The organism is Dyadobacter sp. HNCC25DJ184, assembly GCF_056895215.1.
Genome location: NZ_JBXHAQ010000007.1, coordinates 216,422 through 233,462, shown reverse-complemented (window position 1 = coordinate 233,462; position 17,041 = coordinate 216,422). Strand labels below are relative to the sequence as shown.

14 protein-coding genes are annotated in these 17,041 nt (G+C 43.8%); 2 read left to right on the top strand and 12 right to left on the bottom strand.

Features of this window, described 5'->3' with window-relative positions:
• Positions 1–153: 153 nt before the first annotated feature.
• The 9 genes from AC1XUD_RS13040 to AC1XUD_RS13000 form a co-directional block, all read right to left on the bottom strand.
• Positions 154–1,866, bottom strand: coding sequence for a GMC oxidoreductase (locus tag AC1XUD_RS13040; protein WP_483361447.1), 1,713 nt, complete (start codon positions 1,864–1,866; stop codon positions 154–156).
• Between the two features lie 144 nt (positions 1,867–2,010).
• A complete protein-coding gene (locus tag AC1XUD_RS13035; RefSeq protein ID WP_483361446.1) occupies positions 2,011–2,532 on the bottom strand; it encodes a gluconate 2-dehydrogenase subunit 3 family protein in 522 nt (173 codons plus the stop codon).
• Positions 2,533–2,722: 190 nt separating this feature from the next.
• The gene (locus AC1XUD_RS13030) at positions 2,723–3,964 is read right to left on the bottom strand and encodes an MFS transporter (protein ID WP_483361445.1); all 1,242 of its coding nucleotides are present in this window, start codon (positions 3,962–3,964) and stop codon (positions 2,723–2,725) included.
• 146 nt (positions 3,965–4,110) lie between these two features.
• Positions 4,111–4,590, bottom strand: a complete 480-nt coding sequence (locus tag AC1XUD_RS13025; RefSeq protein ID WP_483361444.1) for a lipocalin-like domain-containing protein — start codon at positions 4,588–4,590, stop codon at positions 4,111–4,113.
• Between the two features lie 201 nt (positions 4,591–4,791).
• A complete protein-coding gene (locus tag AC1XUD_RS13020) occupies positions 4,792–5,259 on the bottom strand; it encodes a hypothetical protein (RefSeq protein ID WP_483361443.1) in 468 nt (155 codons plus the stop codon).
• Positions 5,260–5,371: 112 nt separating this feature from the next.
• The gene (locus tag AC1XUD_RS13015) at positions 5,372–7,003 is read right to left on the bottom strand and encodes an FAD-dependent oxidoreductase (RefSeq protein ID WP_483361527.1); all 1,632 of its coding nucleotides are present in this window, start codon (positions 7,001–7,003) and stop codon (positions 5,372–5,374) included.
• A gap of 77 nt (positions 7,004–7,080) precedes the next feature.
• Positions 7,081–7,806, bottom strand: coding sequence for an SGNH/GDSL hydrolase family protein (locus AC1XUD_RS13010; RefSeq protein ID WP_483361442.1), 726 nt, complete (start codon positions 7,804–7,806; stop codon positions 7,081–7,083).
• A 27-nt stretch (positions 7,807–7,833) separates the two neighbouring features.
• Entirely contained in the window at positions 7,834–9,264 is a 1,431-nt protein-coding gene (locus AC1XUD_RS13005) for a RagB/SusD family nutrient uptake outer membrane protein (protein ID WP_483361441.1), read from the bottom strand.
• 85 nt (positions 9,265–9,349) lie between these two features.
• Positions 9,350–12,754 carry a TonB-dependent receptor gene (locus AC1XUD_RS13000; RefSeq protein ID WP_483361440.1) on the bottom strand — a complete coding sequence of 1,135 codons (3,405 nt, stop codon included), beginning with the start codon at positions 12,752–12,754 and terminating at the stop codon, positions 9,350–9,352.
• 27 nt (positions 12,755–12,781) lie between these two features.
• Here AC1XUD_RS13000 and AC1XUD_RS12995 point away from each other — a divergent pair, with 27 nt between their 5' ends.
• Positions 12,782–12,922: a hypothetical protein gene (locus AC1XUD_RS12995; protein WP_483361439.1), complete on the top strand. Its 141-nt coding sequence runs from the start codon at positions 12,782–12,784 to the stop codon at positions 12,920–12,922.
• An 83-nt stretch (positions 12,923–13,005) separates the two neighbouring features.
• Here the strand turns inward: AC1XUD_RS12995 and AC1XUD_RS12990 are convergent, their stop codons facing one another.
• From AC1XUD_RS12990 to AC1XUD_RS12980, 3 genes are all read right to left on the bottom strand, one after another.
• Complete coding sequence (locus AC1XUD_RS12990) at positions 13,006–14,121, bottom strand: FecR family protein (protein WP_483361438.1); 1,116 nt, start codon at positions 14,119–14,121, stop codon at positions 13,006–13,008.
• A gap of 106 nt (positions 14,122–14,227) precedes the next feature.
• The gene (locus AC1XUD_RS12985) at positions 14,228–14,824 is read right to left on the bottom strand and encodes an RNA polymerase sigma factor (RefSeq protein ID WP_483361437.1); all 597 of its coding nucleotides are present in this window, start codon (positions 14,822–14,824) and stop codon (positions 14,228–14,230) included.
• Between the two features lie 170 nt (positions 14,825–14,994).
• The gene (locus tag AC1XUD_RS12980; protein WP_483361436.1) at positions 14,995–16,257 is read right to left on the bottom strand and encodes a T9SS type A sorting domain-containing protein; all 1,263 of its coding nucleotides are present in this window, start codon (positions 16,255–16,257) and stop codon (positions 14,995–14,997) included.
• A gap of 141 nt (positions 16,258–16,398) precedes the next feature.
• Here AC1XUD_RS12980 and AC1XUD_RS12975 point away from each other — a divergent pair, with 141 nt between their 5' ends.
• Positions 16,399–16,860 (top strand): YciI family protein, encoded by a 462-nt coding sequence (locus tag AC1XUD_RS12975; protein WP_483361435.1) that lies wholly within the window; start codon positions 16,399–16,401, stop codon positions 16,858–16,860.
• Positions 16,861–17,041 lie beyond the last annotated feature (181 nt).

The window sequence follows — 17,041 nt, the reverse complement described above, 5'->3', positions numbered from 1 at the left end:
GGTTTAATACTTATCTGTGAAGAATTATAAATAATTTGATATAAAAATAGCAATATGGACGCGACGTTCGGCGTTCGGATATTGTTTGCTGCGAAACAAAAAAAAAGCGGGCCTCCATTTCCAGAAACCCGCTCTCATATTAATTATGAATTCCTACAAATTTTTAGCTTTCATTTCCTTCACTGCATGATCAACTGCGCGGGCAGAGAAGGCCATGTAAGTGAGCGATGGATTTTGCGTTGAAGTCGAAGTCATACAGGCTCCGTCGGTAACGAATACGTTTTTCACGGCGTGAAGCTGGTTCCATTTGTTTAGCATCGACGTTTTGGGGTCTTTACCCATGCGTACTCCGCCCATTTCGTGGATATCATTTCCTGGCTTGCGACCATTGTCATTGGTACGGATGTTAGTAAACCCGGCTTTGGTAAACATTTCCGAAACCTGCTCCATATAGTCCTTGATCATTTTTTCGTCGTTGTCGTCATACCCAACATTGATATGCATCATCGGCACGCCGAACGGGTCTTTTTTATCTTTGTCAAGCGCCACATAGTTGCTTTCTTTCGGAATCGTTTCACCCATCATATGCGAGCCAACACTCCAGTTGCCATATTTGGTTTTGAATAATCCCTCTTTCAGCGATTCGCCCATTCCGCTGCGGTCGTTGTACGTATTGCGATTACCCCCAAACCCGGCCGCATATCCTCTCAGGAAGTCAGTCTCCTGTTTGTATAAATTCCGGAAACGCGGGATATAGCCGCTATTCGGACGACGGCCATCTGTCGTCGAATCCAAAAATCCTTCATATTCGCCTGAAACCGTCGCCCGGTAGTTGTGGAATGCCACATATTTACCAAGCACACCGCTATCATTACCCAATCCGTTGGGGAAACGGGAAGAAGTGGAATTCATCAAAATCAGGTTGGTATTCAGAGCGGAAGCGTTTACGAAAATGATATTTGCATAAAATTCCATCATCTGTTTCGTATTTCCGTCTATCACCCGAACGCCTGTTGCCTTCTGCGATTTGTCGTCATATATGATCGAATGAACGACTGAAAACGGTCTCAAAGTCAGATTTCCGGTTTTCAACGCCCAAGGTATCGTTGAAGCATTGCTACTAAAATATCCTCCGAAAGGACACCCTCGCTCGCATATCGTCCGGCCCTGGCATTGAGCGCGGCCTTGATCGAGGTGAATCTGCTGAGGATCAGTAATATGCGCAGCCCGACCGATGATAATATGGCGGTCATTATATTGTTTTCCAACCTGTTCTTTAAAATATTTCTCGACACAGTTCAGGTCGTGGGGTCTTAAAAATTCACCATCAGGAAGTGCATCCAGACCGTCTTTATTTCCAGTAATTCCCGCAAATTTCTCCACGTGGCTATACCAGGGTGCGATATCGTCATATCCTATCGGCCACTCAACCGCGAATTTATCCCGTGCCGGACCTTCAAAATCATATTTGCTCCAACGCTGGGTTTGCCGCGCCCAAAGCAGCGACTTTCCGCCTACCTGATATCCACGAATCCAGTCGAAAGGCTTGTCTTGTATATATGGATGCTCATTGTCCTTTGCAAAAAAGTGAGCAGACGATTCCTTGAAATTGTAGCAACTCGCTGCTATCGGATTCTCATCCACAATTGCTTTCGGCAAACGTTCGCGGTGCTCGAACTCCCATGGCATCATATTCGTGGTTGGATAATCCTTGATATGCTCCACATTTCTGCCTCTTTCCAGCAGCAGTGTTTTCATACCTTTCTCAGTCAGCTCTTTCGCTGACCACCCGCCACTAATCCCTGAGCCAATCACGATGGCATCATAAGTGCGGGCCTTTTTACTATCGATATTAAAATTCGCCATGATTTTTTGTTTACTTCGGCTGTCGGCTTTCCGCCATCAAGCACTGGATTTCTTCATTTAAACGCGGGGTTAAGGGAGTATCCCGCAGAGTCACGAGGAGTTCCCTTCTTACCCTTCCTCCTTCGTTCCTTTCCTCCTTCCTACTTACTTTTCCACCGGCACACACCCATGATAACGACCCGGAACCAGCTCATAATGAGTGATATTGGTCATTACATATTCACTGTTCATGAACCCCTGGATGGTTAGATTTTTCGTCAGGTTGACAAAAGATTTTTCTTCCGCACTGCCTGCCTTTTGCATCTCCTCTAGTATACCCAGCTTCTGTTGTTGTGATATCCCCGAAAATGACTTCCCGAATGCTGCATTGCTTTTGGCATCCACCTTTGCAAGTCCGGCCGTCAGGTTATCCTGTGCTTTTTGATCGTAGCAATCTGTCACCATTTTCTGTACGAATTTGTCAACACCCAGGTCTGCCGCACCCGGTGTATCCGTTTTTGGAATCATCGCATCGACCACACTTTTCAGAACGTCAGCCGAATCTGCCGACAAAAATGATCCTCCGCCTTTTACAGAAGATTCATTCCATCCCGAAGCCCATGCTGGTAAACTCACCAGACCTCCCACGGCCATCGCCATGCTTTTTAACGCTACTCTTCTTTCCATATTTTTGCTATTAGCGGTTAGCTTTTAGTAATTAGTTTTAGACCGCGGATAATTTGAACCAAATGACTCCCCTGCATCATGCCTCGTCCTTTCCTCCCTTATCCCTTTCCTCCATCTCACGAATTTCCATATATTAACTCAACCCGAATAATACTATTGCATCAATTTTCAATACAAAATCGAATATCCTTTATTCTTCCAGGAAGTCCATATCTCTTCCGTGGGTTTCGGGAATGGTGATGATCGAAAAGAAACCGATGGCAAAGCACAAAAGGCCAACCAAAGCACCCGCATTAATGACCGAAAATGACTCTTTAAATGTGCCAAATAAGGTGGTCATCAATATCACCGTTCCTCTTACCATATTCGGGACTGTTGTTGCCGCGGTCGCTCTCAAATTGGTACCAAATTGTTCAGCACCTATAGTAACGAACATTGCCCAGTATCCGATACCAAACCCAAGCAAACCGGCAACAAAGTAAAGCTGTTTTATCGAAGATATACCCGCATAAAGGTATATCACGCTGCAGATCAATGTGAAAGACATCAGTAAAAACACCGCCTTTTTGCGGGATTCGAGCCAATGACTCAGGAATCCGCTACCTAAATCTCCTACGGATAAACCTACATAGCACCACATGATCGCCAGACCAGGGCTAACCGGCTCCTGAATACCCAAAGCACGGCCGAATTCATTGCTGAAAGTTGCCAGAATACCGATCACAAACCAGGTAGGAAGACCCATCCCGATACATTTCAAATATCTTGAAAGCCGTTCCCCGCTTGTAAAGAGAGAGAAGAAATTACCTTTCTGAATATGCTTTTGATGTTTCAGGTCAGCGAATATACCTGACTCAAAAACCCCTATTCGAAGTAACAACAATGATATACCGAGACCGCCGCCGATGAAATACGCGTAGCGCCAGTTGAAAAATTGAACCGTGAAATAGGCAACAACAGCTCCCAGCAATCCGATTCCAGCCACGAGGGAAGTACCGATAGCGCGTAAATGCTTGGGTAGTATTTCGGAAACCAGCGTAATCCCTGCACCTAACTCCCCTGCCAAACCTACTCCGGCAATAAACCGCAAAATCTTGTAAGTCATTGGATCCTGTACAAATCCGCAGGCAATGTTTGCCAAAGAATAGGTAATAATGGATCCGAAAAGAACAGACAAACGTCCCTTCTTATCCCCCAAAACGCCCCAAAGGATACCACCGATAAGCAAACCGCCCATTTGCCAGTTCAATATACTAGCACCTACAACAGAAATGTCCTCTTCCGAAAGTCCCAATGAGATGAGACTCGGAATACGAACGATGCCAAAAAGAAGCAAGTCATAAATGTCTACAAAGTAGCCAAGGGCAGCAACGATAACCGGGGCACTGAAGAGATGTGAAAAATTCGAACGCGGAGCGGAGCCAATTGTCATTATAAATAGATAAGAGTTAGATTTAGGAACACAAAACTAAAAAAATAGCCGGATATAAATCCGGCCATAGTACTCTGAATTATAAAATATAAAGAGATTTTTGAGCTTTAACGATGAGGTTAAAAACTTCAAAAGTTGCTGGTTCTTTACTTTCTTTTAAAAGTAATCGTGTATTTATAAGAAACTCCCGCTTCGACTTCATCATAAGACCATTTCATTTCAGAAGCGTTAACGGACAAATCGTATTCCTCAACAGAGCCGTCGTCGTCTGTCAACTGAATTTTATCGCCAACGACTTTCCACTTGCCGGAGCCTGGAACTATATCATCATCAGCACTAACACAATCGGTTGGAACCGTTCCGTCAATTGTTCCGTCTCCTTTGAAAATAAATGTAATCCGTTTTATACAATCGTTTCCAGCAAGTGCTATAAAAGCGGTTAAAATATCTGAAATGCCGTCGTATGCAGGAGCTACAGTCAGTGCACTGATATTCCACGAGCCTTCGACTCCGGTAGGGTTGGATGGTGTCGGATCATCATCGTCATTACTACAAGAGACTGCACCTAAAGCAAGAAAAAGGAAAAAAAATGACCGGGTCAGATGTTTTGAAAGAAGTTTTTTCATGACTATTGTTTTGAGATATGTGAGTAATATCTGCCAAAAATAGCCGTTTGAAAATCAGTTGTAAACGCGTTGTTAGTTTACGGATAAAGTATTGAGTAAACGGTTGTTGAGAATATCTGCCACTGCCATAATAAAAGGGACCAGAATTGATTCCGATCCCCTTATCACGCTGTTAAATTGGAAAGGAGTAAGCCTATTTTTTTATGAAACGATGTTTGTTTTCATGTTAACACCCAATGCCTCAGCCTCAAGAGACCATTTCATTTCCTTTTCGTCTACAACCAAGTCAAATTCCTGTGTCAACCCATCTTCGTCTTTAAGTCTGATTTTGTTGCCCACAACCTCCCATGTATCAGTTGGTGATACTATATTGTCGTCAGCATCACAGCCGTTTTCAGCAGTAACATCAATTTTGCCTCCTGATTTGAAAGTAGAAACCATGGTAGCCAGACAATTGGGTGTTCCTGTCGAATCTGCCTCTGAAAGATAATCCGTTGTTTCTCCCAGGGCGTCAACTGAAAACTTTTTTAGAATCCATGAACTTTCAACCTTTGTTGCCAAATCCTGCGGCGAAGGATTATCGTTTTTGTCATCGCCACATGACACGAACGAAAGAGAAAATGCTAGCAGCAAGACTGGCAACAGTCCTTTTAAAAAATTTGATTTCATGATTGTTTGTAGATAAGTAGTTGAATAGAAAACTATAGACTACTTATCAGCATATAAGTCACCTTGGGTGATATTGCATCATGCTCAACCTGACTCATTTGAAGCTTGGGTTCTACAATTCCAATCTCTGTTTATCCTTCAACAATTGCACCTTCAGCTGACCGTAATCTACATCTTGTACCGCTTTTTTGCCGTCAATCGCCTGCACCGCTGCCGACGCTGCGCTTTGACCCAATATCATAAAAACAGGTTCCATTCTGATCGAACCATATGCGATATGAGAGCTTGACAGACAAACCGGCACCAGCAGATTCTGACATTCAGCCTTTTTTGGGACAATGGATTCATAGGAAATGGCATATGGCGTTTTGGGATGAACACCGATATCTCCTTCATTCTGAACATATCCATCCGCTTTTACGTAACGTTGTGCATTGTGCGCGTCCAGCGAATATGAGCCCATCCCAACCGAATTTTTTACAGGCTTGGTTCCCAGAGTATGGCCCTCCGTCATTACATCCACCCCGATCATTCTTCTCGCCTCACGAACGTAGATCTGATGCGGCCAGCCTCCATTGTCTTTAAACTCGTCCTTTGGCAAACCATATTCACTCATTTTGGCACGAACATCTGCAGGCACGGCCGGGTCGTTTGTCAGATAATACATTAGGCCTTTCTGATACAATTCGTGCTCTTTGATGATCTGTTTTCTACGAGCATATGTCGCTTCCGGATAGTCGTAATTCTGTCCAATGAAGTCAGTACTGAAAGGTCCGTGGTTATTAGTGTCTGTTTTTTTATTTGGAATCGGATCGTATTTATCGAACGTTTCGGTCCATCCTGCCTTATAAACCCTCGCCAGCAATTCATAATTCGATGCCTTGTATCCGGCTGGTTTGGCGAACGGTATGCGGTTATCAGCGTTTGCGGATAGGCACATACGGAAGCAATATGCCTGAATTTTGTGATCTCCATCGCCATTTTTGCCGATTTTCTCATCCGTTATGTATGGAAGTAAACCACTTTTCGGGTCGCCTTCCACTTTATACGGGCTTACGTTTTTCTTGAAATAATGGCCGTGCTGGAACACCTCTGCCTGGATGCCGTTCCATTGCTCACCATATACGCTATTTGCCTCACGACCTACGTGGTATTTCACACCAGCCGCCGCCATCAAATCTCCCTCGTAAGTGGCATCAATAAACATCTTCCCGCTAAATGATTTGCCGGAAAGGGTTGTGATTGTAACGATATTACCGTCCTTTTTCAAAACTCCTTTTTCGCGGTCCAGCCATTCGTTTCTGTAGATCTTGACATTGTTTTCTTTTACAAACTCCTCAAAAATCGTTTCGGCGACATGTGGTTCGAAAATCCACATCGTTCTTTCGTTTCCATCCATTGCGGGAGTACCCTGGCCTTTGTTACCATATTCACTCTTTTTCTGCCATTTCCATGCCTCGGGAGAATCGTAATGCATATAAACCCGATGGTAGAATTCACGCGCCAGCCCGCCGATTACTGATTTGTCACCTGTATCTGTAAAACCCAGACCGCCAGCCGACAGTCCACCCAAATGGATATCCGGCGAAACTACCAGAACCGTTTTACCTTGTTTAATAACCTGCACCGCAGCGGTGACCGCTGCAGACGTGCCGCCATATATGATGACGTCCGCACTATAATTTTCCTTTTTCAGTTTTTCTGCCCGAGATAAATTCGCGCATCCGAAAAGGCATATCATCATCAAAATTCTTCCAATTCTATTCATTCAAGATAATAATTAAAGGTTCAAGAATAGATTTAACTCATAAAGTAATGGACCTAAGGGCCCTCATACCCCAGCAGCTCTTTTAAAAACCCGGGATAGCTGTTGGTATACTTCCCACCTCCAAAAGTTATACTATCGCCAAAACAAACCAGCTTTTGATATGGCATATCCAGGCTCAGCAATTTCTGGTATATCGCGACAGCCATGGTTCGATATCCGTCGGGTGTCGGATGAACGCCGTCTTCTTTTTTAGAATTAGCCATATTCTGAATCAGACTAAAGGGATCTACGCCAATGTTCCCGACTTTTTCGAAAATATGGTGCATATCCAACATCTCGAGCTTGTATTCAACAGCCAGCTTTTTGATGGTATCGTTCACCTTTTCCTTCCGGCCCTTATGTCCTTCTTCTCCGTAGAATGTTTGTGGATGACGGGTATATAAGTATGGCTCATAAACCGGAAGAATCGTCATCAGCAATATCCGGCTTTTAACCCCAAGAATCTTTTCAATGATTGTTCTCATATTCTTTTCATATTCGGGAAGCGGGATATACTTGCGACTGTTCATATCGTTCGTGCCAATCATCAAAATGGTCATATCCGGCTCGTGAGCCAGGCAATCCTTATTTATCCGGGCCAGCAAGTCCACGGTGTTATTCCCGCCAATTCCTGAATTCACGATGAACGTATCTTGCAAAATGGCGGACGACGCCTGTCCATATGTTAAAACTAACGGAGGGACAAGCGTCGCTACGCCTAAAAATTCACGTCTCTGCATTCGATTCGATTTTGAATTTAAGAAAGCTTAAAACCCTTCATTCTGAGTAAGATTCGGATTGACGTCACGCTCAGTCTGCGGAATTGGATACAGGTAATTCTTCTCACTAATAACGATCGTTGGATTTTGCGCCTTGATGGCTTCCACCAGTCTTTTCGTTCTGACCAAATCATACCAGCGATGCCCTTCGAAAGCAAGTTCCAGCCTTCTTTCCAGCAAAACAGCATCCCTGAACGCACTTTGACTTGTGGAAACAGGCAACTCGGCCAGTCCTGCCCTCGTTCTGACCTTGTTTATAGCGGCAAATGCTTCCACGTTTCCGGCACCTTGTTCGTTCAAAGCTTCTGCATACATCAGTAAAACATCCGCATAACGAATGATCGGGAAGTTGTTATTTCCTTCACCGTTTGCAGTCGCGGACGGATCACGATATTTGTAAACATAGGCAGGATAATCTACGCTCGCAGGCGCAGCGGGTGTTGTAGTTGCAGAATATAGCTTGATATTCACATCCCTTCTCAGGTCCTGAGCGGTGTAGGTTTCGTATAAATTTTTGGTCACGGGATCGTCGCCGAAACCCGCCGTGTTATTAACCCGGTCGAAATTCGGACGCATGTATCCCTGCATAAAACTACCCTCGCCGAATCCTCCGCCAAGTGCCTGAACTTCAAAAACAGCTTCTTTCCCGTTCTTATTGGCAATCGCAAATGCATCGGCATAGTTGGCCCAAAGCGAATAAACGCCTAAATCCATTACCTCTTTTGCTTTTTGAGATGCGCTAGCCCATTCTCCTCTTGTGAGATAAACTTTTGATAGAAATGCCAAAGCGGCACCTTTCGTTGCCCGACCCGCGTCAGCGCCTGTATAGGTTGCTGGCAAAGTCGCTGCGGCTTCTGTAAAATCAGCAATGATTTGAGAATACACATCATTGGCTGCCGCTCTTGGGGCCTGCAAATCATTCAAAGAAGTAGTTTCGGTCAACACCAGCGGAACGTCTCCGAATAATCTTACCAAGGTAAAATAATAGAAACCTCTCATGAATTTTGCCTCCGCTACCAGCCGGTTTCTGAGTGTTTCATCCATTGATATGGCAGGCACACGCCCCACCACCGCATTGGTTCGGTTAATAGCCTTATATGCTGCCGTCCAAATGGATTGAAAAGTGCTGGTTGCAGGCGTAAAAGTATATTTATCCAAATCGTTTTTGGCCTGGTTGGCGGTGGATCTTCCGCCTCCCCATTCGCTGTCGTCTGTCGCCTGATCCTGCAAAATCCACATAACCTGATTATACATTTCGGCGGTATTCATCAAGTCGTATGTCGCGCTAACCGCGGCTTTTGCATCATCCGCGTTTTTGTAAAAATTCGTAGGCGTGAAATTCGACTCTGGGGTTTGCTCCAAAACATTGCACGACGAAACTGCAAAAACAGTGAGGCCGGCTAGAATAAGTTTTCTCATATTTTTGATTATTTAACACCATTATATCCTTTTTAAGGATTAATAGAATTGGCAAATTTTTCGATTCAGAAATGTTAAACAGTTGTTACAAACTCAGGTTGAGACCAAAAATCAAAGTTTTCGCCGCCGGATAACTGGCGTAGTCAAAACCCTGACTGCGGCTGTCCTGTCCAAAACGATTCACCTCGGGGTCATATCCTGAGTATTTTGTCCATGTCAGGAAATTCTGCGCGGTAACGTAAAATTTGATATTCTGGATATGGATTGATTTTGACACACTGGCTGGCAGGGTATATGCCAACTGCACATTTTTCAATCTCAGATACGATCCATCTTCGATCTGGCGTGTCGAAATTCTGTTTGCAGGGCGGGTTGTGGATGCTCTCGGGATATCCGTATTGGTATTCGTTGGCGTCCAGCGATTTAGCATATCACGATCCTGATTGGTCGTTCCATTCAGATATTCCAGCTCAAAACGGTTGGCGTTCAGGATTTGATTTCCATATACTCCCTGGAAGAAAACAGTAAGATCAAAACCCTTATAAGAGAATGAGTTATTGATCCCTCCGATAAATTTCGGCTGTGCACGACCTATGATCGTTCTGTCATTATCATCGATTTTTTTATCGCCATTGATATCCTTATACCTGCGATCGCCCGGTTTTCTGGCACTTGCATCGGTTACAGCCGCCAGCTCGTCCGTACTTTGGTATATTCCGTCCGTGACATACCCATAAAATGACCCCAAGGGCCGACCGACCTGAATAATTCCGGAATTGACATTTTGAGCTATATTGGCCACATCTCCTGCAAAAATCCGCGGTGCTCCTCCGATATCCAGTACCTTATTGCGGTTCATTGAAAAATTGAAATCTGTTGTCCATTTGAACGCTTTGTCGATATTGTGGGAACTTATACTCAGCTCCAGTCCTCTGTTTTCCACCTTGCCCAGATTTTTTATTCCACTCGAAAAGCCGGAAGAACTTGGCACAGTCACGGCCAAAAGCAAGTCTTTGGTTCTTTTCAAATAAGCATCAGCCGTTACGTTGATACGATTGTTGAATAACCCCAGATCAAAACCGATATCCGATTGGGTCGTTGTTTCCCAGGATAAATCCGGGTTGGCAATTTGGTTGGGTCCGATTCCTGTCGACACAACATTTCCAAAAACGTAGTTTTGAGTTCCCAAAAGTGAATAGGCCGGATAGTTTCCAATCCCATCCTGATTACCGGTTGACCCAATCGTCGCCCGAAGTTTTAACTCACTGATCGCTTCAACATTCTTGATGAAGTTTTCGTCGGACATTCGCCACGCAACTGCCATGGAAGGGAAAAAGCCATATCGCTTGTTGGCTCCAAAACGCGAAGAACCGTCGGCTCTGAAAGATGCAGTAAACAAATACTTTTCCATTAAAGTGTAGTTGACACGTCCCAGGTAGGATTCCAACCCCCAGGTTCCGATGCCTGATGAAGGTACCAACGCCACAGATCCTGAGCCGAGGCTTCCGGTATTCAGATTATCATTCACAAAATTCCGGGAAGCTGCATAACTGCTTGTCGAGCGATTGGCCTGTTGGGTATATCCTACCAGCGCCGTCAAACTGTGGTTTTTGTTAAATGCTTTGGTATATGTCAAAAGATTTTCATTCAACCAGGTTAGAGATTGCCCGTTGCTGATCGAGGCCACACCTCCTTGCGCCAAACCGCTTCCTACACTTCTTGGCAGATAACTATCCTGTTTTTGAAAGATACCATCGATACCCAGCACCAACTTGAAAGTCAACCCGTCGATGATCTGATATTCTCCAAAAACATTTCCGAAAACCCGGTATGCAGTGTTTTGATTTTTGCTGTCGTTCGCTAAAGCTGCCGGATTGTCGGCCGTGAAATTCAAGGCAGGGTCATTGATGACGTAGGTTCCGTCAGGATTTCTGACTGGAACAATCGGCGGAAATTGCAAGGCCGCCATGGTCACCAACCCGGCACTTCCCAGCTGTCCGTCGGTGCGGGACTGATTTGAAAAAGTACGGTTGACAGTCAAACTGTTGCCTACTTTTATTTTCGAGGAGAGCTTTCTGTCGAGATTGATCCGGAAAGAATAACGGTCAAAATCCGAATTAGTTACGATTCCGTTCTGCTTATAATAACCTCCGGAAATCGCATATTGCGTCTTTTCATCGCCGCCACTCATCGAAAGTTGATAGTTATACATCGGTGCAGAGCGATATATTTCATCCTGCCAGTCGGTTCCTTTGCCAAATGCCTTCACCTGCTCGTCAGTATAGACTGCCGCACGGCCTTCATTTGTATTAGCCTCGTTTACAAAAGCGGCATATTCGCTGCCATTAAGCACCGGATATTTACGACGCACCTGTTGAAAGCCATAATATGCATCAAAATTGATCGTCGATTTGCCGGCTCTGCCTCTCTTGGTCGTGATGATAACCACGCCGTTTGCTCCTCTTGATCCATATATCGCTGTCGATGAAGCATCTTTAAGAATCGTCATCGATTCAATATCACTCGGATTGAGTGTACTCAACACATTGAAACTGGATCCAGTGTTGGAAGCGTCGTTTTTAAATGGTATTCCATCAATTACATATAAAGGCTCATTGTCGCCCTGAATAGAGTTTCCCCCTCTGATACGAATGGTGGTCGACGCACCTGGAGCAGCGGAATTTTGGGTGATTTGCACACCCGCAGCCCGTCCCTGAAGTGCCTGATCCATTGATGTAACAGCCACTTTTTTCATTTCATCAACTGCAATCGTCGTTACCGAACCAGTAAGATCACTTTTCTTAACCTGACCATATCCCACCACAACGATCTCATTTAAAGCCTGTTCTGAAACTTCAAACCTTACAGTCAGATTTGATTGGTTACCTATTTTGATCTCCTGTGTTTTATAACCAACGAAACTGAATACCAACGTAGCATTTGCCAACTGATCGTCCGGAATTTCTATAGAGAACTCACCCGAAATATCAGTCGTAGTTCCTGTCTGAGTTCCTTTCAACACAACGCTCACGCCGGGCAGGCCATTCGACGATTCATCCTGAACCTTTCCGGTCACAGATTTCCTTGGTGAAGCCTTTCCGTTCGGTGTCAATTCGTCAGGCAACGCCTCACTTCTTTTGATAATAATAATCTTCCCTGATACCTCGTATTCCAGCTGAAGTGGCGTTAATATCTGATCTAAAACCTCATATAATGGCTTATCCTGAACGGCCACATTAACTTTTCGGGCTGATTTGATCAGTTTTGAACTGAATACAAACTTGACATCGATCTGCTTTTCCACTTGGCTGAGGACCTTCTTGATTTCACTCTCTCGGGCAGTAAGCGAAATTTTCTGACCTAGAAGCGATTGCGCAGCACCTTCCCGACCATAGACCGTTCCAATGAAAAGCAAGATTAAAATAAGCTGACTGGCGGTTATTCTCATAGTCCAAAGTAATACCTGGCGGTATTGTATCGGTTTTTTCATAAATTTGAGTGTTTTGTTAATTACAAAATGGCAAAACTATCCCTGCCTCCTTCGGAGGTAATGGCGACAACCAACGGGATTCTTTCTGAGCCGGTGATGCGGGAACATCGCCGGCTCTTCTTTTCAGGACTTCTTTCTATTTTTCCGGGTTATACTGGGTTTGGTTGAACATGATTTATGGCTGTTAGCTTTTAGTAGTTAGGTGTGAGTTTTTATTGGCAATTGTAAGTGGCTGGCTGCGAATCACAACTTTAATTCTTGCATCCTTTTCCGTGAATGATAATCTGCCCGTCGAGGATTTCGTAATTTGCTTCGACGGCTTTGCAGATAATGGTTAGTTTGTCATGCAGGTTTTCGGTGTCCAGTCTGGCCGTTAATGGACAGCCGCCGAAAAGCTCTTCGTCATATATGATTTCGATTCCATAGGCTTTGGCAATTGTAGCAAATACCTCGCTCACAGGCGTTTCTTCAAAATCAAATCGAGGAACTTGCGTTTTTGGTAATATGATCTCGGGCTGTTCCACGATGGACCTCACGAGCCTGATTTTATCTCTCTGAAATGTAATTTTTTGATTGGGTGTGAGAATAATGCCGTCCAACTCTTTGCTGGTTATTTTCTCCTTAACCTCCAGGTCAGAGGCTGCAAAAACGGAAACCTTGCCAGTCCTGACTGCAACGGTTACATTGTCAGAGTCGACCCGGGCATCAATATTGAAACTGGTACCTAACACTTTTGTCACGAGCTCACGGGCATATACGAAAAACGGCTGTTGCGGATTCTTCGCCACATCAAAAAAAGCCTCGCCTGTTAGATATACTTCTCTTCTTTCGCCCTTTGAAAAACCTTTTTTATATTTCAATAATCCCCCGGGCCTGAGTGTAATCTTACTCCCATCTTCGAGAGACACGATCTGTGCGACCGGTTTGTTATTGTAAACCTCAGTCATATCAGCACCAAATGCTATATCAGACGAAGCAACCTGTGTTTCACCTGGAAGAGGCCTTGTTCTCACGATCATTTTACTACCCCACCAACCCAGCATACTAATCAACGCAACGGCCGCTGCCATCCTTAACCAGACATTTATTTTCCTTTTTTCTGTTCGCTCCTCTGCTGGTGTCAATGTCAGTTTTCCTATTACTGTCTTAACATTCCGCTTGATTTCCTGATCGGATATTTCAGGTTCGTTTACAACCATTGCCAATACAATATCTTTCGCTTGATTCGCAATTGATAGTACATCCTCATTTTCTGCAAGCCACCCAGACCACATTCTGTCAGTCTCTCTCGTGGGATGTAAAACCCACTGTCGGAAGCTATCATCCCAGACGAAATCCTGAACCCTAAAATTTTTATATTTATTCATGAATTAATCAAGCATATACCTACCGATAGACAATCGGGTGGTGAGCATACCAGAAAAAATTGGAATTTTTTTTAAGTAATGATATAACTAGCTTATTTTAAATAAGTTATATCATAAAGTGAAGAAGCAGGATGGTGAGCAATTCAACTTTGAAATGCTTCTTAAGATGGCCGAGCGCAATTTGCATCAAATTGGAAACCGTTTGAGGAGATATCCCCATAACCTCGGCGATATGAGAGCGGTCCATTTCCTGAAAATATTTCAGATATACCACCTCTCTCTGACGTTTGGGGAGTTCATTAAGATGTTGCTGAATGCGAATGGAACGTAAGTGATTGGATTCCAGTTCGATATACCTTTGTTCGACCGAAAATTCTACTTCAAAATCATCTGACGCGTCGTCAAAAGTCTCCCCGTAAAGTCTCTTTTGAATGTTGGCGCTGCGGTGCATCATGCGACGAAGCGAAGCCATGAGATATGCCTTTGCCGGAATGTCGGAACTGAGGCCAGCCCTTTTTTCCCATAGTGTCAGGAAAAGATCTTGGATGGAATCTTTAACGAATTCTTCATTTTTTGAAAACTTGCAACCATAGTGAAAAAGGCTTCGGAAATTGGAATTCATCAGGCATTCAAATGCCTGAATGTCGCCATCCAGAAATTTGAGCCAGATAGACTCTTCCTCCGTTAAACCAGAAATTTTCATGCGCAAATTGTTTCTAAACGCCAAATAACAAAAAAATCAAAGGTAAACACAAGTCATTTTGTGTAATTAAATTCTCATAATATCTTTTCATATTCATATTACAAATAACTTCTATAAGGGAATGTAAAGGCGCTCTAAAATGCCAACAAATAAGCCGACACGCCATTTGTCTACCTGAGGTCACCGACCATGAACTTGAGCGTCTTATGTTTGCCTTCATCCATATACGTCAGCAGGTATAGACCCGGAAGCAAATGCGATCCAGGAGTTAAATCAACGCGATTTTTATCCAGTCGTTTCATATCCATTTTAATTTCCGATCCCTGAAAATTTAACAGTTTAAGATCGCTTGCGGATTCTGAAATGTTGACAACGTGAATGACAGAACCGTCCGAAGGATTTGGCCAAATACCCGCAGATTTTTCCGAACTGTTGTTGACGACATCCCGTACCATAGACTGCGCAACCTCCTGACCTTTATTATCCGACTGGACAACCCGATAATAGCTGATTCCCAACGGAACACTTGTATCCCTGAACCGATATTCTCCATCTGAATTGGAGGGGATTGCAACCTCACCAACCGATTCAAAAAGGATATTATCCCGGCTTCTCTGAACAATAAAACGGTGAAAATCTTCCGATTCTTCCGCCTTCCAAAACAGCTCGGTATCCTTTTCAACCAACTGAGCGGTGAAACTTTTGAAACGAACGGGTAATACGCCATCAATGTCCCGGATTCGGATGTTATCGATGCTGATCGTTCCTACGCCCTCCAAAAAACGAATTTGCATGTTTGACAATTTGGCAACAGAAAAGGGGGCGTAGGACGTCCCTTCATTTACCATCTGAACGCCGTTCACCCATAGATCATATCGCTGGGCACCGAGGACATTGTTAGCCACAGCTGCCGATTCCGGCATCTTATACACAGTTGAAGATTGGGAATTGTTTAACACCCAGGTAAGTGTGACAGGCGTATTCAAGGAGAATGTACTGCTGTTACTGTTGGAATTTACATCACGTATAGCAAACCCCGAAGGATCGAATTTAATATTCGGTCGCGAAAATAGGGCGGCGTTACTTGGGAATTGAGAAGAAAAAAAGTTTTCTCCTATATAGAAGTAAGCTGCCGGATTCCCAGCTTCCGTTACGTTTTTTACAGTTAGCGTTATTTGGATATATAAGGTTTCGGGATTGGGAGAAAATGGAACCGACCTTACGGCACTTACAGATCCGCCATTGCCATTCTGCGTGCGAATCATTTCCATTGCCCCATTTTGAAATACGATATACGAAGTTGATGGCATATTTTGGATAATATTACTAAACTCCCCAGATCCGGGATTTGAATTCACAAATGGTCCAGACCCATTAAAATCCTGTTCAAAATATGTAATTTGCGCATAGGTGGGGATTGTAAAAGTTGCCATAAAAAACAATGTCCTTATCGATCGCATAAGACAATTCATAAGCTTTTACGTTTTTGTGTTGTATTGCTTATGACTCTCCTGTTGAAAAACGTAACGACCTAAATTTCACCTCAATTAAGAACTCATAATCGATCAGAAATCATGAAACGAATGCTCTTATTTGGTGCTTTTTTTTCCTGTTTAACTTTGATATCTGGTGGCGTGAAAGCCCAGAATGTTGAATACGACTCGCTGTTAGCTAAAAAATTACATGCGGACGATTATGGTATGAAAAAGTATGTGATGGTACTTCTAAAAACGGGAAGCGAAACCAGTTTACAGAAACCAGTAAGTGATAGTCTGTTTGCAGGGCATATGAGCAATATGGGCAGGCTAGTTGACGACGGCAAACTGGCAGTAGCAGGACCTTTTTTCAAAAATGATAAGTACAGGGGAATTTTCATTCTGAACGCAGAATCGATTGACGAAGCCAAAACACTGGTAGACACGGATCCTGCAATTAAAGCCCACCTTCTCGAACCTGAATTTTATATATGGTATGGCTCGGCATCGCTAAATGCAACGGCGGACATCCATAAGAAAATTCAGAAAAAAAGCTTTTAGTTGTTAGCGATTAGCTCTTAGTGTTCATAAAAAAGCTTTTAAAGCCTTTGCTCTCTTACTATCGTTTTGCCTGAAACACTACCAGACTATGCCCTTTTGTCATTAAAATCATGATTTTCGTTGATTTAATGCCAAAATTTCCGAATGAGCTTACGGGTACGTCTTTTTTACGGTTAGTTCT